The organism is Citrobacter gillenii (genome assembly GCF_013337685.1).
In the GTDB taxonomy this organism is placed as follows: domain Bacteria; phylum Pseudomonadota; class Gammaproteobacteria; order Enterobacterales; family Enterobacteriaceae; genus Citrobacter; species Citrobacter gillenii.
This window is the reverse complement of the sequence record NZ_SUQN01000001.1, coordinates 126,354-151,036: the sequence shown is the minus strand read 5'-3', so window position 1 is coordinate 151,036 and position 24,683 is coordinate 126,354. Positions and strand designations below refer to the sequence as shown.

23 protein-coding genes are annotated in these 24,683 nt (G+C 54.4%); 9 read left to right on the top strand and 14 right to left on the bottom strand.

Annotation, left to right across the window (positions count from 1 at the left end):
* Window positions 1-84 precede the first annotated feature (84 nt).
* Both nudK and aegA read right to left on the bottom strand, forming a co-directional pair.
* The gene (gene nudK, locus FCH32_RS00615) at window positions 85-663 is read right to left on the bottom strand and encodes a GDP-mannose pyrophosphatase NudK (RefSeq protein ID WP_174360315.1); all 579 of its coding nucleotides are present in this window, start codon (window positions 661-663) and stop codon (window positions 85-87) included.
* A 156-nt stretch (window positions 664-819) separates the two neighbouring features.
* Entirely contained in the window at window positions 820-2,799 is a 1,980-nt protein-coding gene (aegA, locus tag FCH32_RS00610; RefSeq protein ID WP_174360314.1) for a formate-dependent uric acid utilization protein AegA, read from the bottom strand.
* Window positions 2,800-3,060: 261 nt separating this feature from the next.
* On the opposite strand from aegA, the gene narQ reads away from it, so the two are divergent.
* Both narQ and acrD read left to right on the top strand, forming a co-directional pair.
* Window positions 3,061-4,758, top strand: a complete 1,698-nt coding sequence (gene narQ, locus FCH32_RS00605) for a nitrate/nitrite two-component system sensor histidine kinase NarQ (protein ID WP_174360313.1) — start codon at window positions 3,061-3,063, stop codon at window positions 4,756-4,758.
* A gap of 184 nt (window positions 4,759-4,942) precedes the next feature.
* Window positions 4,943-8,056, top strand: a complete 3,114-nt coding sequence (acrD, locus tag FCH32_RS00600; protein WP_174360312.1) for a multidrug efflux RND transporter permease AcrD — start codon at window positions 4,943-4,945, stop codon at window positions 8,054-8,056.
* A gap of 76 nt (window positions 8,057-8,132) precedes the next feature.
* Here the strand turns inward: acrD and ypfM are convergent, their stop codons facing one another.
* Window positions 8,133-8,192: a protein YpfM gene (gene ypfM, locus FCH32_RS00595; protein ID WP_001386977.1), complete on the bottom strand. Its 60-nt coding sequence runs from the start codon at window positions 8,190-8,192 to the stop codon at window positions 8,133-8,135.
* 388 nt (window positions 8,193-8,580) lie between these two features.
* On the opposite strand from ypfM, the gene FCH32_RS00590 reads away from it, so the two are divergent.
* The 3 genes from FCH32_RS00590 to FCH32_RS00580 are packed head-to-tail and all read left to right on the top strand — an operon-like array spanning window position 8,581 to window position 10,305.
* Window positions 8,581-8,946: an ArsC family reductase gene (locus FCH32_RS00590; RefSeq protein WP_137399763.1), complete on the top strand. Its 366-nt coding sequence runs from the start codon at window positions 8,581-8,583 to the stop codon at window positions 8,944-8,946.
* 3 nt (window positions 8,947-8,949) lie between these two features.
* Window positions 8,950-10,077, top strand: coding sequence for a succinyl-diaminopimelate desuccinylase (gene dapE / locus FCH32_RS00585; protein WP_096756207.1), 1,128 nt, complete (start codon window positions 8,950-8,952; stop codon window positions 10,075-10,077).
* A 27-nt stretch (window positions 10,078-10,104) separates the two neighbouring features.
* Entirely contained in the window at window positions 10,105-10,305 is a 201-nt protein-coding gene (locus FCH32_RS00580; protein ID WP_096756206.1) for a hypothetical protein, read from the top strand.
* 83 nt (window positions 10,306-10,388) lie between these two features.
* Here the strand turns inward: FCH32_RS00580 and ypfH are convergent, their stop codons facing one another.
* From ypfH to dapA, 6 genes are all read right to left on the bottom strand, one after another.
* Window positions 10,389-11,087, bottom strand: coding sequence for an esterase (ypfH, locus tag FCH32_RS00575; RefSeq protein WP_096756205.1), 699 nt, complete (start codon window positions 11,085-11,087; stop codon window positions 10,389-10,391).
* Between the two features lie 73 nt (window positions 11,088-11,160).
* Window positions 11,161-13,176 carry a tRNA(Met) cytidine acetyltransferase TmcA gene (locus tag FCH32_RS00570; protein WP_174360311.1) on the bottom strand — a complete coding sequence of 672 codons (2,016 nt, stop codon included), beginning with the start codon at window positions 13,174-13,176 and terminating at the stop codon, window positions 11,161-11,163.
* A gap of 15 nt (window positions 13,177-13,191) precedes the next feature.
* Window positions 13,192-14,058, bottom strand: coding sequence for a KPN_02809 family neutral zinc metallopeptidase (gene ypfJ / locus FCH32_RS00565; protein WP_117343535.1), 867 nt, complete (start codon window positions 14,056-14,058; stop codon window positions 13,192-13,194).
* A 129-nt stretch (window positions 14,059-14,187) separates the two neighbouring features.
* Window positions 14,188-14,901 (bottom strand): phosphoribosylaminoimidazolesuccinocarboxamide synthase, encoded by a 714-nt coding sequence (purC, locus tag FCH32_RS00560; RefSeq protein ID WP_096756202.1) that lies wholly within the window; start codon window positions 14,899-14,901, stop codon window positions 14,188-14,190.
* Between the two features lie 110 nt (window positions 14,902-15,011).
* Complete coding sequence (gene bamC / locus FCH32_RS00555) at window positions 15,012-16,046, bottom strand: outer membrane protein assembly factor BamC (RefSeq protein WP_117343534.1); 1,035 nt, start codon at window positions 16,044-16,046, stop codon at window positions 15,012-15,014.
* Between the two features lie 16 nt (window positions 16,047-16,062).
* Window positions 16,063-16,941, bottom strand: coding sequence for a 4-hydroxy-tetrahydrodipicolinate synthase (gene dapA / locus FCH32_RS00550; RefSeq protein ID WP_096756200.1), 879 nt, complete (start codon window positions 16,939-16,941; stop codon window positions 16,063-16,065).
* A 145-nt stretch (window positions 16,942-17,086) separates the two neighbouring features.
* On the opposite strand from dapA, the gene FCH32_RS00545 reads away from it, so the two are divergent.
* Entirely contained in the window at window positions 17,087-17,659 is a 573-nt protein-coding gene (locus FCH32_RS00545) for a glycine cleavage system transcriptional repressor (protein WP_003037954.1), read from the top strand.
* Window positions 17,659-18,129, top strand: coding sequence for a thioredoxin-dependent thiol peroxidase (bcp, locus tag FCH32_RS00540; RefSeq protein ID WP_096756198.1), 471 nt, complete (start codon window positions 17,659-17,661; stop codon window positions 18,127-18,129). Before FCH32_RS00545 ends, bcp begins: the two co-directional genes overlap by 1 nt.
* Before the next feature lie 115 nt (window positions 18,130-18,244).
* Here the strand turns inward: bcp and iadA are convergent, their stop codons facing one another.
* The 4 genes from iadA to FCH32_RS00520 all read right to left on the bottom strand — a co-directional run bounded on the left by iadA (window position 18,245) and on the right by FCH32_RS00520 (window position 21,773).
* Entirely contained in the window at window positions 18,245-19,408 is a 1,164-nt protein-coding gene (gene iadA / locus FCH32_RS00535) for a beta-aspartyl-peptidase (protein ID WP_174360310.1), read from the bottom strand.
* 11 nt (window positions 19,409-19,419) lie between these two features.
* A complete protein-coding gene (locus FCH32_RS00530; RefSeq protein WP_117343531.1) occupies window positions 19,420-19,881 on the bottom strand; it encodes a YjiG family protein in 462 nt (153 codons plus the stop codon).
* Between the two features lies 1 nt (window position 19,882).
* The gene (locus FCH32_RS00525) at window positions 19,883-20,542 is read right to left on the bottom strand and encodes a nucleoside recognition domain-containing protein (protein ID WP_137361936.1); all 660 of its coding nucleotides are present in this window, start codon (window positions 20,540-20,542) and stop codon (window positions 19,883-19,885) included.
* Window positions 20,543-20,708: 166 nt separating this feature from the next.
* Window positions 20,709-21,773, bottom strand: coding sequence for an AI-2E family transporter (locus FCH32_RS00520; protein WP_096756194.1), 1,065 nt, complete (start codon window positions 21,771-21,773; stop codon window positions 20,709-20,711).
* Between the two features lie 227 nt (window positions 21,774-22,000).
* On the opposite strand from FCH32_RS00520, the gene bepA reads away from it, so the two are divergent.
* Both bepA and arsC read left to right on the top strand, forming a co-directional pair.
* Complete coding sequence (gene bepA, locus FCH32_RS00515; RefSeq protein WP_115257799.1) at window positions 22,001-23,464, top strand: beta-barrel assembly-enhancing protease; 1,464 nt, start codon at window positions 22,001-22,003, stop codon at window positions 23,462-23,464.
* A gap of 77 nt (window positions 23,465-23,541) precedes the next feature.
* Entirely contained in the window at window positions 23,542-23,901 is a 360-nt protein-coding gene (gene arsC, locus FCH32_RS00510; RefSeq protein WP_096756192.1) for an arsenate reductase (glutaredoxin), read from the top strand.
* A 33-nt stretch (window positions 23,902-23,934) separates the two neighbouring features.
* Here the strand turns inward: arsC and FCH32_RS00505 are convergent, their stop codons facing one another.
* On the bottom strand, window positions 23,935-24,636 hold the full coding sequence (locus FCH32_RS00505; RefSeq protein ID WP_212726261.1) for a DnaA inactivator Hda: 702 nt from the start codon (window positions 24,634-24,636) through the stop codon (window positions 23,935-23,937).
* Window positions 24,637-24,683 lie beyond the last annotated feature (47 nt).

Below are 24,683 nucleotides of genomic sequence, written 5' to 3'. Positions count from 1 at the left end.
AGCCGTATCTTCCTTGCGCGATTGATGAGGCTCAATCAGAATCGTCGGATTGGCCGTTATTTTGTAAAGAAATATAAATCCCGATCATGAGTCCATGAGATGTGACGACTGCAAATAGTTCAGCAATAGCACCGTTTTACCATCTCGGATCTCACCGGTTTTGATCATCTCCAGCGTCTGCGTGAAGGGGAGCTCCAGAACCTCAATATCTTCATCTTCAACGCCGCCGCCAGCATTCGCCCGCTGGCTGTCACTGTATTGCGCGATAAAAAAGTGGATTAATTCGGTCACGCCGCCCGGCGACATGTACAACTCAAACAGTTTACGCACCTCACCCACTTCATAGCCGGTCTCTTCTATCGCCTCTTTGCGAATGCAGGCTTCCGGCTCGTCGTTGTCCAGCAGTCCGGCGCAGGTTTCTATTAGCTGTCCGCTTTCGTTACCGTTGACCCAGGTCGCGACGCGAAACTGGCGGATCAACACCACGGTCTTTTTCTCCGGGTTATACAGCAGGATGGTGGCCCCGTTACCGCGATCGTAAACCTCGCGTTTGTGGCGGATGACCTCGCCGTTGCTACGGGTCAGTTCATAGGTAATATTGCGCAGGATGAAGTAGTTATCGGAAAGGACTTTGTCTTTGATGAGGGTAATTTTTTGCGACATACCGGCTCCACGGAGAGAAGTGAGCAATAATACTACGCCGTGAAACCGGGTTTGTCTTAGAACAATGTAGGCCTGATAAGCGAAGCGCCATCAGACCTACATACGGCACATTGCCGGATGGCAACGCTAACGCGTTTTATCCGGCCTACCCGCTGATTAGTGAGATTTAACTGATTTTATACCCAGCCAGTCGACGATCCCCTGTGCGGCATGACGCCCTTCCGCCATGGCCGTCACCACCAGATCGGCTCCGCGCACCGCATCCCCCCCGGCAAAAATCTTCGGGTTCGTGGTTTGATAACGGTAAGCGCTCTCAACGTCCGCAGCGATCCGCCCCCAGCTATCAACCTTCACACCGTGCGCCTCCAGCCATGGCATGCCGTGCGGATGAAAACCAAACGCCATGATCACCGCATCTGCAGGCATCACAAATTCACTCCCGGCGATGGGAACCGGACGCTGCCGCCCCTGCGCATCAGGTTCACCGAGTTGGGTGCGTAAGAAACGCACGCCGCTGACGCGCCCTTCAGCATTCAGCACCAGCTCAACCGGCTGGACGTTAAATTCAAAGTTAGCCCCCTCTTCGCGGGCATTTTTGACCTCTTTTTTCGAGCCGGGCATGTTGGCTTCATCCCGACGGTAAGCGCAGGTGACCTGGCTTGCCCCGTGGCGCAGCGCGGTACGCACGCAGTCCATGGCCGTATCGCCGCCGCCGAGGACAACGACGTTAAGTCCGGCGGTGTCAATAAACGGCTCCTCTGGCAGTTCATCCAGTCCCATCACCTGCTTGGTATTGGCAATCAGGAACGGTAGCGCGTCATACACACCGGGGGCGTCTTCATTCGGCAGATCCGCTTTCATCGAACGATAGGTCCCGACGCCCACGAACACCGCATCGTAGTCTTCCAGCAACGCAGCCAGCGTCACGTCCTTGCCGACTTCGCAGTTCAGCTCGAAATGAATACCCATGGCACTGAAGATTTCACGACGGCGCGCCAGCAATGATTTATCCAGTTTGAAGGCCGGAATACCAAACGTCAGTAAGCCGCCAATTTCAGGATGGCGATCGAAGACGGTGGTGCTAACGCCGTTGCGGGCTAACACATCCGCACAAGCCAGCCCCGCCGGACCCGCACCGATAATGGCGACGCGTTTATCGACTTTCTGTACATGACTTAGGTCCGGTCTCCACCCTTTGCTCAACGCGCGATCGGAGATGTAACGTTCAATATTGCCAATGGTGACCGCACCGTGTTCATCACGTACCGTACAAGCCCCTTCGCAGAGCCGGTCCTGCGGACAGACGCGTCCGGTAATTTCCGGCAGACAGTTGGTCTGGTGCGAAAGCTCAACCGCTGCGTCAATGTTTCCGGCTTTCACCAGTTCGATCCACTGTGGAATATGGTTGTGCAGCGGGCACGTCCACTCACAAATACTGTGCTCGCCACACTTCAGGCAGCGGGAGGCTTCCCGTTCAGCCTGCGCCGTGCGGAACGGCAAATAAATTTCATCAAAGCTGGTTTTACGGGCTTCAATCGGCAGTTTATCGGGCTCACCGCGCGGGGGCGTGGCCCGCATTTGTTCAACTTTACTGGTGACATGCTGCGTCACTCCGCTGGCAATCGCATGCCAGGGTTGACACTCCTGACTGGCTGCGCGCAGCCTGCGTGCTTTTGAAAGACCGGCAAGTGAGCTTTCAGTCACCTGCTGTAGCGCCTGCGCCGGACAGTTCTCAACGCAGGCCGGTCCTTCTTCCCGCCCCTGACACAAATCGCACTTATGCGCGGTCGCTTTCACCTTTCCTTTCGCCACGGGAGTCAGTACGATCTGCATCGTGCCAAAAGGACAGGCAACAACGCAGGATTTACAGCCAATACACTTTTTCGCGTTCACCTGCACGCTGTCATTGTCATGATTGATTGCGCCATTCGGACAGCTTCTGGCACAGGGCGCGTCTTCACAGTGGCGGCAAGTCACCGCACTGCGCTGGTGTTGATGTTTGATGACGGTAATGCGCGGCTGAAAATGCCGTTGGCTCAGGACATGCCGCTCATCGTTATGCGCCATGACACAGGCGACCTCACAGGCGTGGCATCCCAGGCACTGTTGGCTGTTGACCATAATAAAACGATTCATGGCTTCCTTCTTTTTTGGTTGCAAAAACCTTATTCTTTATATGACTGTTATTAACCGACCCTGAAGTGAGCGGCAATGTCCATTTGCCCAGAAAGTACAACTATTTATCCAGAACCTGTGGCAGATCAATTTATTTCATCGCATATGAAATTGTGTTTCAGTTACCATCCTGTTTCATGGCGATTTTATTAACATTTAACAAATACACTGAGTCGTTCGGGCTGCAACCAGGCGCGAGGCGCATTGTGTGAGGATGTGCGAGTGACGGTAAAGCGTCCTGTCTCGGCCAGTTTAGCCAAGGCTTTTTTCTACATCGTGCTGCTGTCAATTCTCTCTACGGGCATTGCGCTGCTTACGCTCACCAGCAGTTTGCGCGACGCGGAGGCAATTAATATTGCCGGTTCCCTGCGTATGCAAAGTTATCGGCTGGGGTATGACCTGCAAAGCCAAAGCCCACAACTCAACGCCCATCGCCAGCTTTTCCAGCAGGCGTTAAACGCGCCGGCATTACAAAATCTGAACGCCTGGTATGTTCCAGAGGCGGTAAAAAGCCGCTATGGACGTCTGCATGCGAACTGGCTGGAAATGAACACCCGACTGATAAGCGGCGATTTGCCCTGGTATCAGGCCAATATCAACAACTATGTCAATCAAATCGACCTCTTCGTTCTGGCGCTGCAGCATTATGCTGAGCGCAAAGTGATGCTGGTGTTTGGCATATCGCTGGCGGGCGGGATCGGCATATTCACCCTGGTGTTCTTTACTTTGCGGCGTATTCGCCAGCAGGTAGTACGTCCACTCAATAACCTGGTGATGGCCAGCCAGCAGATTGAACACGGTCAGTTTGATATCCCCCAACTGGATACCGGCTTGCCCAACGAACTGGGGCTGCTGGCGAAGACGTTTAGCCAGATGTCGAGTCAACTGCATAAACTGTACCGCTCGCTGGAAGCCTCCGTGGCGGAGAAAACACACGACCTTCACGAAGCCAATCGCCGCCTGGAAGTGCTGTATCAGTGCTCTCAGGCGCTGAATACCAGCCAAATTGACGTGCACTGCTTCCGCCATATTTTACAGATCGTTCGCGAGCACGACGCTGCATATTTCCTGGAACTCACCGTCGGGGATAACTGGCGGATCAGCGAAGGAACGAAAAGCCCCGACCTGCCGATGCAGATCCTGCCGGTCACCATGCAAGAGACCGTCTATGGTGAACTACACTGGCAAAGCCCTAACGTAAGTGCGTCCACACCGCTGCTTAATAGCGTGTCAACCATGCTGGGTCGCGGGCTGTACTTCAATCAGGCGCAAAAACATTTTCAGCAACTGTTGTTAATGGAAGAGCGAGCGACCATCGCGCGTGAACTCCACGACTCGCTGGCGCAGGTGCTGTCTTATTTGCGCATTCAGTTAACGCTACTGAAGCGTTCGATTCCGGAAGATAATGCCCCGGCGCAGGGCATCATGGCCGATTTCTCCCAGGCGTTGAATGATGCGTATCGCCAGTTGCGCGAGCTGCTCACCACCTTCCGACTGACCTTACAGCAGGCCGATCTGCCTTCTGCCCTGCACGAAATGCTGGAAACGCTGCAAAACCAAACTTCGGCTAAACTGACGCTCGATTGCCGGTTACCGACGCTGGCACTGGATGCGCAAATGCAGGTGCACTTGTTGCAGATCGTTCGTGAAGCAGTGTTGAACGCCATTAAACACGCCAGTGCGAGCGAAATTGCCGTCAGCTGCGTGACCGCGCCGGATGGGAATCATACCGTGTATATCCGCGATAACGGCGTCGGTATCGGTGACCCGCAAGAACCCGCGGGACACTATGGTTTGAATATTATGCGTGAGCGAGCAGAAAGACTCAGCGGTACACTGACCTTCTCGCAACCCTCCGGGGGCGGAACGCTGGTCAGCATTAGTTTTCGATCGGCAGAGACAGAAAGTCAGCTAACGTAAAGAACAGCAATGCGCCGTCTGGTCTGCACCCAGTCCAGACGGCGTTGGCACGAAAGGTACGCTGTAAACGCGTATGATAATTTACATTATCTTCTTTTTTTCTCCACGTTTGGCTCGTACCTTGCCGCTACAGTGAAGCAGGTCATACCCACAAATATACGCAGAAACACGAGGTCCCCTTTTAATGGCGAATTTTTTTATCGATCGCCCCATTTTTGCCTGGGTGTTAGCTATCCTGTTGTGTCTCACAGGAACCCTGGCTATTTTTTCGCTGCCCGTTGAGCAATATCCCGATCTGGCGCCGCCGAACGTGCGCGTCACCGCGAACTATCCAGGCGCGTCGGCACAAACGCTGGAAAACACCGTGACCCAGGTTATCGAACAGAACATGACCGGTCTCGATAACCTGATGTATATGTCGTCGCAAAGCAGCGGGACCGGCCAGGCGTCGGTGACACTCAGTTTTGTGGCAGGGACCGATCCTGACGAAGCCGTACAGCAGGTACAAAACCAACTGCAGTCGGCGATGCGTAAGCTGCCGCAGGCGGTACAGGATCAGGGGGTGACGGTACGTAAAACCGGGGATACCAATATCCTGACTATCGCCTTTGTCTCCACCGACGGCTCAATGGACAAGCAGGATATTGCCGACTACGTGGCGAGTAATATTCAGGACCCGCTCAGCCGTATTAACGGCGTGGGGGATATTGACGCCTACGGCTCTCAATACTCCATGCGTATCTGGCTCGACCCGGCCAAGCTGAACAGCTTCCAGATGACCGCCAAAGACGTCACCGACGCTATCGAGTCGCAAAATGCGCAAATTGCAGTGGGCCAACTTGGCGGTACGCCTTCGGTGGACAAACAGGCGCTGAATGCGACGATCAATGCTCAGTCATTGCTACAAACGCCGGACGATTTCCGCGCGATTACGCTGCGCGTGAACCAGGACGGTTCCGACGTCAAACTGGGCGACGTCGCCACAGTCGAAATGGGCGCAGAGAAATACGATTACCTCAGCCGCTTTAACGGCAATCCGGCCTCCGGCCTGGGGGTTAAATTAGCCTCTGGCGCCAATGAAATGGCGACGGCGAATCTGGTTATCAATCGCCTGAATGAGCTGTCGCAATATTTCCCGCACGGACTGGAATACAAGGTGGCGTATGAAACCACCTCCTTCGTCAAAGCGTCGATTATCGACGTGGTAAAAACGCTGCTGGAAGCCATCGCGCTGGTCTTCCTCGTCATGTATCTGTTCCTGCAAAACTTCCGTGCGACGCTTATCCCGACCATCGCCGTCCCGGTGGTGTTAATGGGCACCTTCTCCGTGCTCTACGCCTTTGGCTACAGCGTCAACACGCTGACGATGTTTGCGATGGTGCTGGCCATCGGATTGCTGGTCGATGACGCCATTGTGGTGGTGGAGAACGTCGAGCGCATCATGAGCGAGGAAGGCCTCTCGCCGCGTGAAGCCACGCGGAAATCGATGGGGCAGATCCAGGGTGCGCTGGTGGGTATCGCCATGGTGCTGTCCGCGGTATTTATCCCGATGGCCTTCTTCGGTGGCACCACCGGGGCGATTTACCGCCAATTCTCGATAACCATCGTCTCGGCAATGGTGCTGTCGGTGCTGGTGGCGATGATCCTGACCCCGGCCCTGTGCGCCACATTGCTCAAGCCGCTGCACAAGGGCGAACATCACGGTCAGACCGGGTTTTTCGGCTGGTTTAACCGCATGTTTAACCGCAATGCTGAACGCTATGAAAAAGGCGTTGCCCGAATTTTACATCGCAGCCTGCGCTGGATCCTGATCTACGGCTTGCTGCTCGGCGGCATGGTATTCCTGTTCCTGCGCCTGCCAACCTCGTTCCTGCCGCTGGAAGACCGCGGCATGTTTACCACCTCGGTACAGCTGCCCAGCGGTTCCACGCAGCAGCAGACGTTAAAAGTGGTGGAAGAAGTCGAGAAGTATTATTTCACCTATGAAAAAGACAACATCATGTCGGTCTTCTCAACCGTCGGCTCTGGACCTGGAGGGAACGGGCAGAACGTAGCGCGCATGTTTGTCCGCTTAAAAGACTGGGACGATCGTGACGCCACCACCGGCACCTCATTTGCCATTATCGAACGCGCCACCAAAGCGTTTAACCAGATTAAAGAGGCGCGCGTATTTGCCAGCAGCGCTCCGGCCATCAGCGGCCTGGGTAGCTCTGCCGGTTTTGATATGGAGTTGCAGGATCACGCCGGTGCGGGTCATGACGCGTTAATGGCCGCACGGGACAAACTGATAGAACTTGCCGGGAAGGACACCTCTCTCACCCGCGTACGTCATAATGGCCTCGACGACAGCCCGCAGCTGCAAATTGATATCGATCAGCGCAAAGCACAGGCGTTGGGGGTTTCTATCGATGATATTAACGACACGCTGCAAACGGCCTGGGGCTCCAGTTACGTCAATGACTTTATGGACCGCGGCCGTGTGAAAAAAGTCTACGTGCAGGCGGCGGCGAAATATCGCATGCTCCCTGACGACATCAACCTGTGGTACGTACGCAACAATAGCGGTGGTATGGTGCCGTTCTCGGCGTTTGCCACCTCGCGCTGGGAAACCGGTTCACCGCGTCTGGAACGCTACAACGGATACTCTGCCGTCGAGATCGTCGGCGAAGCCGCGCCCGGCGTCAGTACCGGGACGGCAATGGACGTGATGGAATCGCTGGTGCATCAGCTTCCGACCGGATTTGGCCTCGAATGGACGGCGATGTCTTATCAGGAACGGCTCTCGGGCTCTCAGGCCCCTGCCCTGTACGCTATTTCGCTGCTGGTGGTGTTCCTGTGTCTGGCGGCACTGTACGAAAGCTGGTCGGTACCGTTCTCCGTCATGCTGGTAGTGCCGTTGGGGGTGATTGGCGCGCTGCTGGCGACCTGGATGCGCGGTCTGGAAAACGACGTTTATTTCCAGGTCGGGCTATTAACGGTTATCGGGCTGTCGGCGAAAAACGCGATATTAATTGTTGAGTTCGCCAATGAAATGAATGAAAAAGGACACGATTTGCTCGACGCCACACTGCACGCCTGTCGTCAGCGTTTACGTCCAATTTTAATGACCTCACTGGCGTTTATCTTCGGGGTGCTGCCGATGACCATCAGCAGCGGCGCAGGCTCCGGCGGTCAGCATGCGGTAGGGACCGGCGTGATGGGCGGGATGATATCCGCCACTATTTTGGCCATTTACTTCGTGCCGCTGTTTTTTGTGCTGGTACGCAGGCGCTTCCCGCTGAAGCCACGCCCGGAATAATCAGGGCACAAAAAAGGCGACTTATTATGAGTCGCCTTTTTTTATCCCTTGCGGGATCAGGATGTCTGCCAGAAATTTATTTACGAAGCATAACTTCGATAAAATCTTTCCAGTTCCCCAGTTCACGTTCAATCATAACAACCTCTCTTATTATTATGGGCATTCTACGAAATCATCATCATTAAAAGAAGACAATTTAACCAATGGTTGTGATTGCATCCTCCCGTGTGTGGGGTGTATGTCATCACTATGCGCTATACCCATAAATTTTATGTGACTTACGGCAATATTTTGAAATATTCATACATAATCTACGACTTTGATAATTCTGATGGAAAAACAGTCAGATGCAAAGCAGTAAATTCTGAATTTTACGCCATCCCTGATTCTGGAACTTTCAGGAATCATTATTCACTGTTGTTCAACAATGTTATATTTTTCTATAACGATTGAGTGACACTATGTATTATCTGCAATAACACAGATTAAGAATAAATATTCAAATTACGTCAATAAGGATTCAAATGGTCACCCTTTACGGCATTAAAAACTGCGATACGATTAAAAAAGCCCGACGCTGGCTGGAGGAACGCGGTATTGAGTACCGCTTCCATGATTATCGCGTTGACGGTCTGGACCACGCACTCATGCAGTCTTTTATCAACGAGTTAGGTTGGGAGGCGCTGCTCAATACGCGCGGAACCACCTGGCGCAAACTGGATGAAACCACGCGGAGCCACATCACCACTGCGGACGCCGCCGCCGCGTTGATGATTGAAATGCCTGCAATGATCAAACGCCCATTGCTCTGCGCACCGGGTAAGCCTATGCTGCTGGGTTTTAGTGAATCCAGTTATATGCAGTTTTTTAATGATTGTAATGAGGTGTAGTCTATGTCGTGCCCGGTTATTGAGCTGACACAGCAGCTTATTCGCCGTCCTTCCCTAAGCCCGGATGATGCCGGGTGCCAGGCGTTAATGATTGAGCGCCTGCGCGCGGTAGGTTTTACCGTTGAGCGAATGGATTTTGGTGACACACAGAATTTTTGGGCATGGCGCGGACACGGTGAGACGCTGGCGTTTGCCGGTCACACCGACGTCGTGCCTGCCGGCGATGTTGATCGTTGGATCAATCCGCCATTTGAGCCAACAATCCGCGACGGCCTGCTGTTCGGACGCGGCGCTGCGGATATGAAAGGATCGCTGGCGGCAATGGTTGTCGCGGCAGAGCGTTTCGTCGCTCAGCACCCTAACCATAAAGGCCGTCTGGCATTTTTAATCACCTCTGACGAAGAAGCCAGCGCGAAAAATGGCACCGTGAAGGTGGTTGAAGCGCTGATGGCCCGCAACGAACGACTGGACTATTGCCTGGTCGGCGAGCCATCCAGTACCGAAATCGTCGGTGATGTGGTCAAGAACGGGCGTCGGGGTTCACTGACCTGCAACCTGACAATTCACGGGGTTCAGGGACACGTGGCCTATCCGCATCTGGCCGATAACCCTGTGCACCGCGCTGCGCCAATGCTGAATGAACTGGTAGGCATTGAATGGGATCAGGGCAATGAATTTTTCCCCGCGACCAGCATGCAGATTGCCAATATTCAGGCAGGTACCGGCAGCAATAACGTCATCCCCGGCGAGCTTTTTGTTCAGTTCAACTTCCGGTTCAGCACCGAACTCAACGATGAGATGATCAAATCGCGGGTGCTGGCGCTGCTGGATAAGCATCAGCTGCGTTATACCGTCGACTGGTGGCTTTCCGGTCAGCCGTTCCTGACGGATCGCGGTAAACTGGTGGATGCAGTGGTCAACGCCATTGAGCACTATAATGAAATTAAACCGCAGTTACTGACTACAGGCGGGACATCCGACGGGCGCTTTATTGCCCGCATGGGGGCGCAGGTAGTAGAACTTGGGCCGGTCAATGCCACCATTCATAAAATTAATGAATGTGTTAATGCCGCCGACCTGCAGCTGCTTGCCCGTATGTATCAACGTATCATGGAGCAGCTCGTCGCCTGATGAGCGTTCCTGCAAGAGGAAATGAGCATGGACTTGCTGGCAAAGTATTGGTGGATTTTAGTACTGGTTTTTCTGGTAGGCGTACTGCTGAACGTAATCAAAGATCTCAAGCGCGTTGACCATAAAAAATTTCTCGCCAATAAACCGGAGCTTCCCCCGCATCGTGACTTTAACGATAAATGGGATGATGACGATGACTGGCCGAACAAAGATCAGCCGAAGAAATAAACACAGTCCCGTAGGCCCGGTAAGCGTTAGCGCTACCGGGCATTAAGTGCCGGATGGCGACCTCGCCTTATCCGGCCTACGGGCTAGATCATCTCAATCACATCATCATCGTGGGGCTTACCGCCACTCAGTGCTTCATCGAAATAGTGCTTCGGTACGGTAAAACGCAAATGATCGAGTGCATATTGCATGCTGCGATCGTCAATGGCATGGCCGAGATCTTCGACGATATCCAGCGTCACATCCCCTCCGGCACGAATTAATGCTTCCTGCGCGGCAACGGCGTGAGACAGTTCGATCACCCGGTCTTCCCCGCCGTGAATCAAATGCACCGTTGTGGCGGTCGTCGCCACCTCCGGCACGCTGGCGTAGCGGCCATTGAAGGCAATCACCCGCGATGCCAGCCCCGGTTCGGCCTTGATACTCTCAAGCGACATAATCGCCCCCTGCGAAAAACCAATCAGCGCGGTTGCCTGAGGGGAAACGCCGCTCTGTTGCTGCCAGTAGCGTACGATGTCGATAAACACCGGCATGATGGCATCAACCCGCTCCTGACGGTTCTGTTCCGTCACGCCCTGCACTGAAAACCACTGCCGGCCGCCGGTGGAACCGTAAGGCTGTGCCCCACCGATACTGACAATCAGCGCATCGGGGAACAGCGGTGCAAACCAGGAACCAATTTCGCCCATGGCAACCGGGTTATCGCCGACACCATGAAACAGCAGCAACAGCTGTTGCGCAGGTTTATCGGGACTTTGAACAACAAAATGGTCATGTTTCATGGCGATCTCCTTAACTGATAAGAGTAATTCTACGCCGCTTAATCGCAATGACCATGCCAGGAAATTGAAGAAGTCAGTGAAAAAATTGCCATTGCATAATGCGATTCTGTAGCTGTTGCGTCCGGGCCGCATCGATCTGGGCCAACGCCTGCGCCGCTTCAGCCCGCTGAACCAACAAAAGCGCTTTACGCCCGGACACCTTCAGTCGTAGGCACAGTTCAGCGTCGCCGCATCTCTCGTCGACACGTCCGCGCAATGCCGGAAGAGGTAGCTCGCTGCCCTGGAGCAGGCGACTCAGACAGCCTAACGACGTGAGCAGCGGCCGATGCGCAAAAGCAAATCCAGCCAACGCCTGCCAGTCATCTTCATTAAGCGTAGTCTCTTTCAGCGGCACGACCGGGATCGCCTCATCGTTCCACTGTGCCAGAACGTCAGCATCCCGACGCAGGCGCAGGTGTTCGGTTGCGGCCAGGCGTTTTCCCGCCTCGCTTATCGGCAGCAGCGCCATCGCGGTGTAGCAGCCGCTGCTGGCCTCCCGATGATTCCCCATCCGCACCAGCACAAAGCCGCAGCGCTGCCAGAAACGCCATAGCTCACTCGTATAACCAAAACTGACCGACAGATAGTCACACTGCGTGGAATAGTAATGAGCCTGCTCGATTAGCCGTTGCCCAATACCTTCCCGCTGGCGGGCGGGATGAACCGCAATACGACTTACTCGCCGTCCAACGAGCGTCGCCGCCTGTGGGTCACTGCCGTGCGCGGCCAGTGATTGCGCCACCAGGTTTCCTCTTGGACGACGATAACCTGCCCAGACGGCCTGGCTAAGTTCAGCGGATAAGCCGCCTTCATCCACCAACCAGACGGCCCCCGCCACCGCGTCAGCCGCCGATGCGTGCAAAAAATGCTGGCCAGGCGCGTCCATCATTCGGCGCAAATCCAGCGGAGACGTGCGGTAATGCGCCCCGGAGAGCAGCCGGTATACCGCCAGCGGCAGATGCGGATTGCTATGCCAGACCGTCGACTCAAAGGTGGAGAAGTGGATATCGCCTTGAGGGGGATGCAAAAAAGTGTCGTCGTCGAACACCAGCGTCTCACTGACGGTTTGTTCCAGCGGACACCCTTGAGCCCACCTGATGGGCTGCTGCAGTTCATAACGCAGAAGATGGGGGAAACGCGCGCAGAACTTCAATAAGAACCCTCTGCCGGTTCCCTCGTAGCCCTGAACGGTGGTAGTCAACAGTACACGTGGAAAACGCGAAACCAGCTGATGCAGCAACGGAGCGGGAATAGCGGCCGCTTCATCCACAATCAACCAATCAGCGGTTTCGCTGCCGGTGAGTAACGCATCAGGCGCCATAAAGCGATAACGTTCTCCGGCAAACTGCGCCAGCACATCCGTCGCCGCTTTTGCCGGGGCGGTAACAATGGCGCTTGCCTTCATGCGTGATATCAACTGCCCGGCCAGCGCGGATTTACCCCGGCCTCGCGCGGCGGTTACCGCTGCCACGCCGGGCGGCATATCCAGCAGCTGCTGTAAAATGACCGCCTGCTCTGGCTGAGGCTCGCCGTTAGCTGGCTGCCAGCGAGCGCGCGCGGGAAAATGTCCAGGCGCAAACGGCTGATGCTGTTGCCAGTGCAGGGTTTGTCCGTCACGGGTCATCACCCGTTGAAAGTGTTCGACAAAGTGCGGCGTAGGGATAGGTTCGGCGCAATCGCTCCAGCGCAGTGAATCCACATCAGGATGCGTTTGCCAGGTCAGCCAGGGGGGCGTCAGCAGCACCAGCCAGCTTCCGGCACGCAGCGTGCCGCTTAGGGCGGCAAACGCCGCAGCGTCAAATCCCTGACGGGCATCAAAAACCGCATGGCGAAACTCACGCCCCAGTAACGTTTGTAGCGCTTGCGGCGTGCAGTACGGTTCAGCGGGAGCCGTTGCCCCCACCCAAAGCCAGTCGCCGGGTAATGTGTTGCGTAGCGCGAGCGCCCGCTCCTGAGGCCACAGACCCTCGCCGCTAATAATCAGCAGACGACGGATGCCTTCCCGGCCCATGTGTTCAGTTAACGCATTCAATGCGGTGTTATCGGACATCCCTGCCTCAGGATCTTAAATGCCTTTGCCAAAAGTATTGCATTGCGCCGGGTCGCCGCTATCAAAACCGCGTTTGAACCAGCTATAGCGCTGTTCAGAGGTACCATGCGTAAAGCTGTCCGGTACCACGCGTCCCTGCCCCTGCTGCTGCAGGCGATCGTCACCAATTGCCTGGGCGGCGTTCAGCGCTTCTTCCAGATCGCCCGTTTCCAGCACGCCCTGCTGCTGCATACTGTTGCCCCAGACGCCAGCAAAGCAGTCAGCCTGCAGCTCCATACGCACGGAAAGACGATTCACTTCCGCCTGCGAGGCATTCTGCTGCATCTGGCGAACTTTCGGTTCTATGCCTAGTAGTTTCTGCACGTGGTGGCCAACCTCATGCGCAATGACATAGCCCTGAGCAAAATCACCGTCAGCGCCGAGCTTACTTTTCATGTCGTCATAGAAGGAGAGATCGATATAGACCGTGCCGTCCGCAGGGCAATAAAATGGCCCCATCACTGACTGGCCTGCTCCACATCCGGTTCGCGTCGCGCCACGGTACATCACCAGCTTAGGCTGCTGATAAGTACGGCCCATTTTTTCAAACTGCTGGCCCCAGGTGTCTTCGGTCGTGGCGAGGATCACCGAGGTAAATTTGGCCGCTTCATCATCATTCGGACTGATGGAACGCGTGGATTGCTGCTGCGAAACAGGTTGGCCGGTCATTAACCCGGTGAGATCGACGCCATAATAGCCGGCCACAAGGACCACAATCAGCAGGATGATGCCGCCTTTACCACGTGGCAAACGAAAGCCCGGCCCGCCCATAGAAGGTCCGCCGCCCGAACTGTTACGTCTGTCTTCTACATTGTCGCTTTCGCGACGCCCTTGCCAGCGCATAATCACCTCAACTTTTTATTCATTATGATGATGATCGTAGGCGGTTCGGAACAGGATTACCATAAGAAAGAGTAATCAAACCAGGGGGGAATTGATGAGCCGGAGAGCGATCGCCGGCTCAGGAAGGGATCAGTCTAACTTCACACCCAGGCGATGTGCGACAGCTTCATAGGCTTCGATCAGGCCGCCCAGACTCTGGCGGAAACGGTCTTTGTCCATTTTATCCAGCGTTTCTTTGTCCCACAGACGGCTACCGTCCGGAGAGAATTCGTCGCCCAGAACCACTTCACCTTTATACAAACCAAACTCAAGTTTGAAGTCGACCAGGATCAGACCCGCGTCATCAAACATTTTCTTCAGCACGTCGTTAGCTTTGTAGGTCAGCTCTTTCATTCGTGCCAGATTCTCTTTGCTCACCCAACCAAACGTTTCGCAATAGGACTCGTTAATCATTGGATCGTGCATAGCATCGTTTTTCAGGAACAGATCAAACAGCGGCGGATTCAGTTCAATACCTTCCTCAACGCCTAAACGCTTCACCAGGGAACCTGCCGCGCGGTTACGCACCACGCACTCGACCGGGACCATCTCCAGTTTTTTCACCAGACATTCGGTATCGGATAGCAGTCGCTCCATTTGGGTCGGAATGCCCGCTTCTTGCAGCTTGGTCATAATGAAATGGTTGAACTTATTGTTCACCATGCCTTTACGATCGAACTGTTCGATGCGCGCGCCATCCCCTGCTGACGTATCATTGCGGAATTCGAGCACCAACAGGTCCGGGTTTTCCGTGCTGTATACGGTCTTCGCTTTACCACGATACAGCTCAGCTTGCTTTTGCATCTTTATTACTCCTGGGTGTGAAATAACGATAAATATTGCGTTTTTCTGCTGACGCACACGTTTGCGTATCATACCAGAAAAAAGGGCTGGAGTTATCCAGCCCTTGATTTTTACTTACTGAATGCGGCCTGGAAGACGGCGACCAGCGCGTCGTTCTGGCTTTGCGTCAGGGTATGTCCCTTCGGATCGATAAACTGCAAGCTGCTGCGGTTGTCTAAATCACCGACCTGCAGTTTGTAGTCGCCGGATACCAGACCCGGATCGCTCGCGCCCAGTTCCTGCCAGTTGCTATCGGACAGCGGTTTGTAGGTTACGGCGATGCTGCCCTGAGAACGAGTACTGTCGGTCACTTTCATGCCCACTTTCTCAAGTGCTGCTGGCAGACGCTGCCACACCACGTTGAACGGTCCGCGTACCACCAGCATCGGCAAGCCGGTGTCATCGGCGGCGCTCTGAACATCCATGGTGGCGGCAGAGCGGCTCTGCGCGGCATTCGCGGCGTCGGTGGCGGTCTTATCCAGACCCGCAGAGATAACGTTCATCATCTCAGCGCTGTAGCGCTGCATTGATGCAGCATCTGCCACCGGCTTACCGGCCTGCTCGAGGTTAACCAGTTTCACCGTTACCGCCTGCTGATAGCCCTGCGGTTTAACCGAGATTTGATAACGTCCGCGATACTGCTCGTCTTCATCAAGACGGTTCCAGTCAACCCAATCGGTCGTCAGCGTCTGACTGGCATCATCACGTTTGGTAATGGTGTAGTTTTTCGCCTGAATCACGCTAACGACCTGCGGCCACAGCGTGTTACTACGACCATTCTCTACCAGCAACGTTGCCGTATCACCTGCGATCTGGGTACGTGCACCGCTAACCAATGCCAGCGGTTGAGCCGGTGGGCGAATATCCAGCGCTTTACCAACAGCACCGCTGCCGTTGGTTACCGGGATGGTATAATCACCGGTTGTTACCGGCAGAATCATCCCAGCTGGCGCATGAAGCTCAGCAAGCGGTGCGGCCTCCAGATAGGATTCATCACCGCTCACCTGGCGCTTATAGCGCGAGTCAGAACTACAGGCCGCGAGCAACATAACTAGCGAAACACCCGCAACCTTGGCCAGGCGCGACTTTTGTACTGAGTAAGCCATCAAATCTCCCTAAACTTTACAGCAAACCGGCATGCTTAAGCGCCGCTTTGACGATATCACGAGCATTGTCCGTGATTGGCGTCATCGGCAGACGCAGCGTATCGGTTGCCACAAGACCCAATTCCTTACATGCCCATTTCACCGGGATAGGATTGGGTTCGACAAATAGTTTGTTGTGTAACGGCATCAAACGCTGGTTAATCACCCGCGCCTCGGCAAAACGCCCTTCTGCCGCCAGTTTGCACATTTCAGCCATTTCACGTGCCGCTACGTTAGTGGTAACGGAAATCACGCCATGACCACCGAGCTGCATAAAGTCCAGCCCGGTCGCGTCATCACCGCTGAGCAGAATAAAATCGTCTGAAACCAGCTCTTTGATCTGGTGAACACGACTTAAGTTCCCTGTGGCCTCTTTGATAGCGACAATATTTTTTACTTTCGCCAGACGACCCACGGTCTCCGGCAGCATATCGCAGCCAGTACGGGACGGCACATTATACAGAATTTGTGGCAAGTCAGTATGTTCAGCGATGGCTTTGAAATGCTGGAACAAACCTTCCTGCGTCGGGCGGTTGTAGTAAGGCGTCACCGTCAGGCAGCCGACAATACCGCTGTCGTTGAAACGCTGCGTCAGACTAATGGCTTCTGCGGTCGCATTGGCGCCGGTTCCGGCAATCACCGGAATACGCCCGTCGGCCAGTTCCAGCGTCATCATCACCACATCGCCATGTTCATCATGACTCAGCGTGGCGGACTCACCGGTAGTGCCAACCGAAACGATCGCCGAGGTGCCGCTGGCGACATGATAATCAATCAGTTTTTTCAGGCTCGACCGGCAGACTTTACCTTTCTCATCCATCGGCGTAATAAGCGCGACAATACTTCCCGTGAACATGGGCCATCCTCTGTGCAAACAAGTGTCTCAATGGTACGTTTGGTACGACAATAAAAGCAAGCGACCAGAGCCTTTCTGATTGTTGTATGCATGTTTTTTTTATGCTTTCCTTATAATTACCTCACCGCTCAAAGGAAGAACAGGTTTGACATCGTCATCGCAACACTATCTGGTCATTACTGCGCTGGGTGCCGACCGCCCAGGAATTGTGAACACCATCACTCGTCATGTCAGCAGTTGTGGCTGTAATATTGAAGACAGCCGACTGGCCATGCTGGGTGACGAGTTTACATTTATCATGCTGTTGTCTGGCACCTGGAATGCCATCACCCTGATTGAATCAACCTTGCCGTTGAAAGGCGCAGAGCTAGATTTATTGATTGTGATGAAGCGTACAACCGCACGCCCCCGCCCGGCGATGCCCGCCACGGTATGGGTTCAGGTTGATGTCCCTGACTCTCCCCATTTGATTGAGCGTTTTACCGCCCTTTTCGACAGTCATCAAATGAATATTGCCGAACTGGTTTCTCGCACCCAACCGGCGGAGAACGGAAAGGCTGCCCAGTTGTTTATTCAGATTACCGCACATAGCCCTGCGTCACACGATTCGGCAAATATTGAGGATGCGTTTAAAGCACTCTGTACAGAACTCAATGCGCAAGGCAGTATTAACGTCGTCAATTACTCACAGCATGATGAACAGGATGGAGTTAAGTAATGAACCCACTGAAAGCCGGTGATATCGCACCGAAATTTAGCTTGCCGGATCAAGACGGAGAACAAGTAAATTTAACCGACTTCCAGGGACAGCGTGTTCTGGTTTATTTCTACCCGAAAGCCATGACGCCCGGCTGTACCGTACAGGCCTGTGGCTTACGCGATAACATGGATCAGTTAAAAAAAGCCGGCGTGGAAGTGCTGGGTATCAGCACCGATAAACCGGAGAAGCTTTCCCGCTTCGTGGAGAAGGAAGTGCTTAACTTCACGCTCCTGTCCGATGAAGATCACCAGGTTTGCGAGCAGTTTGGCGTCTGGGGAGAAAAGTCATTTATGGGTAAAACCTATGATGGCATTCATCGCATCAGCTTCCTGGTGGATGCTGACGGCAAGATTGAACATGTGTTTGATGATTTCAAAACCAGCAATCACCACGACATCGTGCTGAAATGGGTGCAGGAAAACGCCTGATTTATTTTTGCCGGATTAAGCCTGATGGCGACGCTACGCGTCTTATCAGGCCTACATCCGCGCAAGTCCGTAGGCCGGATAAGGCATTTACGCCGCTATCCGGCATCAACGTCGTTTACTCAAACGTCCCTTTAACACACGCTTTTTTCTCTTTCACCACCGCGTTGCCCTTCGCCCACAGGTGGTAAACTTCCAGCGTGTCGTTGAGCACCAGAATGTCCGCATCGCATCCAACCGCCAGACGTCCTTTATGCCCAAGTCCCAGAAACTCCGCCACCGTGCGCGTGAGCGGACATAATGCCTGCTCCAGAGGAATGGCATGAACAGTCACCAGTTGGCGCAGCGTGTGTGCCAGTGATTCAAATCCGGCCACACCAATCCCCGTCAGATTGCCCTGTTCATCAAACTCCGGCTGGCTGCCGTTACCGTCTGAACTCAAGGTAATCCGCGACAGTGGAACGTCGCTGCGCAGCGCGGTCGCGATGGCCGTTGCCGGATCCACGGGCTCATCAATACTGCTGGTAATGTCGATATACACCCCTTTGCGGGCATAGGCTAAGGCGGCCTCAAACAACGGTTCCGCGCGGTTAACATGCGTTGGCAGCAGTTTGGTTATCGGCACATCTGAATGCGCGAGGACGTCATACAGCGGCTCCAGCATGCGCGGGCTGTCACCCATATGGAAGACGCTAATCCCCGGCTTCTGCCCTAATAATCCGCCGACGCGCGACTGCGCCGCCATGTTCGCCAGCACCGCGGTATTCGGGGCTGATGAGCGATGGTCTGAAATCGCACATTTCACCCCTATCACCTTGTCGATCAGCGCCACATCACGCTCAATACTGCCGGTAATGGTCGGGGAGGGTAACGAATACGCGCCGGTGAGCATCCAGGCACTGATGCCTTCATATTCCAGTGCTCGGGTTTTCGCCAACAGCGACTCCGGATGACGGGTAATTCCGTCGGTACCCAGCAATCCCACCACTGAGGTGATACCCGCTTCAACCAGACGTGACAGACGCACTTCCGGTGTGCGGGTGTGGGGGCCGGCCTCTCCGCCACCGCCAATCAAATGAACGTGCTGATCGATAAACCCCGGACAAACAATGGCACCCTCGAGATTAACACACCGACAGCCGGGAAAATCGTCTGCCAGGATAGACGGCGCGATGGCGACAATTTTTCCGCCCGCGACCAGAATATCTTGTTGCCCCAAATCGTCAGGCGCGTAAACGTGTCCGCGCTGGAACAGCGTCAGACCAAGAATTGAACAGTTCATAACCTTCCTTGTCAGGCAATTACCTGCATAACCCAAATAGAGAGCAGCGCATTCATCACGCATACCGCAATAATAAGCGGATAATAGCGAGGATGAACCCCCGCAGTCCCCAGACAGCGTCCGACATTTTGCACTGGATTCCCCATCAGGTAGATGGCCGGTAGCAATACCGTCGCATCATGTCCCGAAAGGGTTCCGGCGACAACCAGACTGGCGCAAACGCCAACGCCGCCGCCCATACTCATCACCGCCGCCAACAGCACGGTGGCAGATTCCCCCGGCAATCCCCACAGCGCCATAACCGGTTCGCACACCCGGCCGACGACGTCGAGCAACCCCGTTACCTTTAGCGCCTGAATAATCACAAACGCCATCACCACGTTCGGTAACAGGCTGGTGGTGGCAATGGTAAACCCGCGCCTTGCGCCATCGATGAACATATCCATGACATTTTTACGTACGTGTGTTGTCATCTCAGGCCTCCTGCTGCGTACGGCGATTTTCAAGCTGCGCGATCCACAGCCGTAGCAGGTTCGCGCCGACAAATTTGAAGACCAGGATCACCGCCAGTGGCGTTATCACCGGAACGGTAACCATCGTAAACAGCGCCGCGCCTGAGGAAAAATAGTTGGTGATACACGCGCTACCGCTGGTTTGCCAGCAGGCAAAAATAGCGCGTTCCTGTTCAGTGATAATCCCCTCTTCCGCCAGCTCTTTGGTCATTCCGGCTGCGGCATCGGTATTTTGCACATTCGCAATCAGCGCCAACGAGCAAATACCCGGAACGCCGAGTAAGGGGCGCAGGACCGGCGTCATTAGCTGCTGCGCCGCGCGCAACCCACCCAAGCCTTCGGTAATGGAGATGATGCCAAGTGACAGAATGACGGAGGGCGCCAGTTCCAGCGCAAATAAAAAGCCATCTTTTGCGCCCATCCCGCCGGTACCGCGAAACGAGACCGCCGTCTCGCCTGCCGCGTTTATCTGCCCAAATGCGCCGTTGAGAACGGTGAAATCGAACACCCGCCACCAGTCGGTACTTTTCGAAAACATGCCGGAAAAAAGGATAATAGTGACGAAAAAGGCGAGATAGCCAACCCATCCCGCTTTTTGTTGCGTGTGCGTGTTGTGACCCATTTTTTTCTCCTGTTGGTCTTATTCCTTGTGTGACAAAAAAACATCACATTGGTCAAGTTAAAGGCTAATACGGAGAAAAACGACACCCAGGAAGATTATTCAGAAAGTGTGTATAGAGGTCAGACAAGTTCTGGCCCGGCGGCATTGCACCGCCGGGCGTCAGGGTCTATGACTCGTCAATCGTCTGACCATCCGGCCAGGCATGGACGACTGCTTTGATTAACGTCGCCAGCGGAATAGCAAAGAATACGCCCCAGAATCCCCACAGCCCGCCAAAAATCACCACCGACAGAATAATCACCAGTGGATGCAGGTTTACGGCTTCGGAGAACAGCACTGGGACCAACAGATTGCCATCCAGCGCCTGAATGATCAGGTACACGGCAAAGCAGCTCCAGAACTCGGTCCCGAGACCAAACTGGAACAGCGCCACGCCCACCACCGGGATGGTCACCACAAAGGCACCGATATACGGGATCAGGACTGAAAAACCGACCAGTACAGCCAGCAGCAAGGAGTAGTTGAGGCCAAACAGCAGGAAGCCCAGCCAGGTGGCGACGCCTACCACCACCATTTCCAGCACTTTGCCGCGAATATAGTTGGTGATTTGCTGGTTCATCTCTTTCCAGACCTGCCCGGCCAGTCCACGATTACGCGGAAGTACCCGACGTACGGCATTCAGCATCTGGCTTTTGTCTTTCACCAGGAAGAACACCATTAGCGGAACGAGAACCAGATACACCGCCAGCGTCAGCAATCCGACCAGCGAAGCCAGCGAATATTTCACCACGGAATCGCCCATATTGAGCATTCGCGCGCGCATATTCTCTGCCATCGCATCAATGATGCCGGCATCCATCAGCGCCGGATACCGTCGCGGCAAGGTAGCGGCAAAATCAGACAGCTTGTTAAGCATGCCGGGCATATCACGAATCAGGTAGATCCCCTGCTGCCACGCGACCGGCATTACCACAAACGCCATCAGCAGCAGAATACCGACGAACACCACCAGTACAATGGATGTCGCCCAACGCCTTGAACAGCCGATATTTTCCAGCCGCACGGTGGGCCATTCCAGCAGATAAGCCAGCACAATGGCAACCAGCAGCGGCGCTAACAGCCCACTAAAGAAGAAAAGGATGCCAAAACCGGCAACCAGAATAATCAGCAAGGCAATAGCCTCAGGGTCGCTAAAGCGGCGGCGATACCATTGCATCAACATTTCGAGCATAAAACCCTTCCATGAACCTCAATAGCGGGATTGCGATCCCGAATTGTATCGAAATGTCACAAAAAAGACTTCGCTTTTTATAGCGGTTTACGCAAAGTGAAAAGACATTTTTCCTGGGTGTTCATCGTCGAATTTCGCAGTTACACTCCCAAAGCTGTCTGAGGGTGAACGATACTTCACAGCATGGGTCAAATGGCTATCTCAAAAAAGAATACAGGACAGAGGTTATGTTCAGGCAGTTGAAAAAAAACCTGGTTGCTACCCTCATTGCTGCACTGGCCATCGGTCAGGTCGCGCCCGCATTTGCTGACACTGCGGACACCCTACCGGATATGGGAACCTCAGCAGGGAGCACGCTTTCCATCGGGCAGGAAATGCAGATGGGCGACTATTACGTACGCCAGCTGCGCGGCAGTGCGCCGTTAATTAACGATCCTTTGCTGACCCAATACATTAATTCTCTGGGGATGCGTCTGGTCTCACACGCGGACTCCGTCAAAACCCCCTTCCATTTCTTTTTGATTAATAACGATGAAATAAACGCCTTTGCCTTCTTTGGCGGCAACGTTGTGCTGCACTCTGCGCTTTTCCGCTATTCCGATAACGAAAGCCAGCTGGCATCGGTGATGGCGCACGAAATTTCTCACGTCACGCAGCGCCACCTAGCGCGCGCCATGGAAGACCAAAAGCGCTCTGCCCCGCTGACCTGGGTGGGGGCTCTGGGTTCTATTCTGTTGGCGATGGCCAGTCCGCAGGCAGGGATGGCAGCACTGACCGGTACGCTGGCCGGCACCCGTCAGGGGATGATCAGCTTTACGCAGCAAAATGAACAGGAAGCGGACCGTATCGGTATTCAGGTCCTGCAACGCTCAGGATTTGATCCGCAGGCCATGCCGACGTTTCTGGAAAAACTGCTCGACCAGGCGCGCTATTCCACGCGCCCGCCTGAAATTCTGCTGACGCACCCCCTGCCAGAAAGCCGTCTGGCGGATGCGCGTAACCGTGCTAACCAGATGCGACCGACGGTGGTGCAATCCTCGGAAGATTTTTACCTGGCAAAAGCGCGAACCCTCGGCATGTATAACTCGGGTCGCAACCAGTTGAGCAGCGACCTGCTGGATAACTGGGCAAAAGGCAACGTCCGCGAGCAACGGGCGGCGCAATATGGCCGCGCGTTACAAGCAATGGAAGACAGTAAATACGACGAGGCGCGTAAAGCGCTACAGCCGCTGCTGTCTGCCGATCCGAACAATGCCTGGTATCTCGACCTGGCGACCGATATCGATCTCGGTCAGAAGAAAACCGGCGATGCAATTAATCGCCTGAAAAACGCCCGCGACCTGCGCGTTAATCCGGTATTGCAGCTTAACCTGGCGAATGCCTATTTACAGGCCGGTCAGGCCAAAGAGGCCGCTACCATCCTGAATCGTTATACGTTTAATCATAAGGATGACGGCAATGGCTGGGATCTGTTAGCACAAACGGAAGCAACGCTGAATAACCGCGATCAGGAACTGGCAGCGCGCGCAGAAGGCTATGCGCTGGCGGGACGTCTTGACCAGGCCATTTCTATGCTCAGCAGCGCAAGTTCACAGGTGAAGCTGGGAAGCCAGCAGCAGGCAAGATACGATGCCCGTATTGACCAGCTACGCCAGCTGCAAGAGCGCTTTAAACCGTACACGAAGATGTAACTATTGAATACTTACCGGATGGTGACGCTGTTGCGTCTTATCCGCCATCCGGCAGTTTTGCTATGCAAGGAGAAGTCATGTCAGACGCGATTAAAATCTACCATAACCCACGTTGCTCAAAGAGCCGTGAGACACTGGAATTACTGAAGTCCAACGGCGTGGAGCCGGAAGTAGTGCTGTATCTCGACACTCCCGCAGACGCAGCAACTTTGCGTAATCTGCTGCAGATGCTGGGCATGTCCAGCGCGCGTGAGCTGATGCGCCAGAAAGAAGATCTCTATAAATCGCTCAACCTGGCGGACGAGACTCTGAGTGAAGAGGCGCTGATTCAGGCGATGGTGGAAAACCCGAAACTGATGGAACGTCCGATTGTGGTGGCCAACGGTCAAGCGCGAATTGGGCGTCCGCCGGAGCAGGTGCTGGATATCGTCGGCTAATGTGATGCACCGCAGTCTTTTCGGCTGCGGTGCTTACAGCTTCAGAATCTCTTTGACGAACGGAATGGTCAGCTTGCGCTGAGCGGTGATCGACGCATGATCCAGCTCATCCAGGGTCATAAACAACGTGCGCATTTCGCGATCCAGACGCTTTAGCAGGAAGCGGCCCACGTCCTCCGGCAGTTCGAATCCGCGCAATCTGGCGCGTAATTGCAATGCCTGAAGCTTATCTTCATCCGAGAGCGGCTGAAGTTTGTAGATTTGCCCCCAATCCAGACGAGAAGCCAGATCCGGCAGTCCGAGATTAAGCTGTCTTGGTGGACGATCGCCAGTGATCAGCAGGCGCGTTTTCCCTGATTCCAGAATGCGGTTGTAGAGATCGAAGATCGCCATTTCCCACAGGGAATCCCCGGCCACGCATTCAATGTTATCAATGCACACCAGCGAGAGATGTTCCATGCCATCAAGCACTTCCGGTACGAACCACGTACGCTTATCCAGCGGGACATAGCCGACGGCATCCCCGCGCTGAGAAAGCTCGGCACAGGCTGCGTGCAGCAAATGACTACGGCCCGCGCCTTCACGCGACCAGAGATAGATATACCCGCTATGTTCCTGACGCAGCACGTTTTGCAGCGCGGCCAGTAAAGAGGAGTTATCCCCCGGCCAGAAACTTGCGAAGGTTTCATCGTCAGGAAGATAAAGTGGCAAAGAGAGCTGTGCCGGTGTGTTCAGAGATACCTCAACCCAGGATTTCATAAAATCGCGTTGAGTTTACCACA

What these genes read in the sequence shown, in the direction of transcription:
- acrD (WP_174360312.1), top strand. Translation starts at nt 4,943, where the DNA reads ATGGCGAATTTTTTTATCGATCGCCCCATTTTTGCCTGGGTGTTAGCT.
- dapA (WP_096756200.1), bottom strand. Translation starts at nt 16,941, where the DNA reads ATGTTCACGGGAAGTATTGTCGCGCTTATTACGCCGATGGATGAGAAA.
- purC (WP_096756202.1), bottom strand. Translation starts at nt 14,901, where the DNA reads ATGCAAAAGCAAGCTGAGCTGTATCGTGGTAAAGCGAAGACCGTATAC.
- FCH32_RS00525 (WP_137361936.1), bottom strand. Translation starts at nt 20,542, where the DNA reads ATGGGTCACAACACGCACACGCAACAAAAAGCGGGATGGGTTGGCTAT.
- iadA (WP_174360310.1), bottom strand. Translation starts at nt 19,408, where the DNA reads ATGAACTGTTCAATTCTTGGTCTGACGCTGTTCCAGCGCGGACACGTT.
- nudK (WP_174360315.1), bottom strand. Translation starts at nt 663, where the DNA reads ATGTCGCAAAAAATTACCCTCATCAAAGACAAAGTCCTTTCCGATAAC.
- dapE (WP_096756207.1), top strand. Translation starts at nt 8,950, where the DNA reads ATGTCGTGCCCGGTTATTGAGCTGACACAGCAGCTTATTCGCCGTCCT.
- ypfJ (WP_117343535.1), bottom strand. Translation starts at nt 14,058, where the DNA reads ATGCGCTGGCAAGGGCGTCGCGAAAGCGACAATGTAGAAGACAGACGT.
- FCH32_RS00520 (WP_096756194.1), bottom strand. Translation starts at nt 21,773, where the DNA reads ATGCTCGAAATGTTGATGCAATGGTATCGCCGCCGCTTTAGCGACCCT.
- FCH32_RS00530 (WP_117343531.1), bottom strand. Translation starts at nt 19,881, where the DNA reads ATGACAACACACGTACGTAAAAATGTCATGGATATGTTCATCGATGGC.
- bepA (WP_115257799.1), top strand. Translation starts at nt 22,001, where the DNA reads ATGTTCAGGCAGTTGAAAAAAAACCTGGTTGCTACCCTCATTGCTGCA.
- ypfH (WP_096756205.1), bottom strand. Translation starts at nt 11,087, where the DNA reads ATGAAACATGACCATTTTGTTGTTCAAAGTCCCGATAAACCTGCGCAA.
- FCH32_RS00580 (WP_096756206.1), top strand. Translation starts at nt 10,105, where the DNA reads ATGGACTTGCTGGCAAAGTATTGGTGGATTTTAGTACTGGTTTTTCTG.
- arsC (WP_096756192.1), top strand. Translation starts at nt 23,542, where the DNA reads ATGTCAGACGCGATTAAAATCTACCATAACCCACGTTGCTCAAAGAGC.
- FCH32_RS00590 (WP_137399763.1), top strand. Translation starts at nt 8,581, where the DNA reads ATGGTCACCCTTTACGGCATTAAAAACTGCGATACGATTAAAAAAGCC.
- aegA (WP_174360314.1), bottom strand. Translation starts at nt 2,799, where the DNA reads ATGAATCGTTTTATTATGGTCAACAGCCAACAGTGCCTGGGATGCCAC.
- FCH32_RS00570 (WP_174360311.1), bottom strand. Translation starts at nt 13,176, where the DNA reads ATGTCCGATAACACCGCATTGAATGCGTTAACTGAACACATGGGCCGG.
- bamC (WP_117343534.1), bottom strand. Translation starts at nt 16,046, where the DNA reads ATGGCTTACTCAGTACAAAAGTCGCGCCTGGCCAAGGTTGCGGGTGTT.
- bcp (WP_096756198.1), top strand. Translation starts at nt 17,659, where the DNA reads ATGAACCCACTGAAAGCCGGTGATATCGCACCGAAATTTAGCTTGCCG.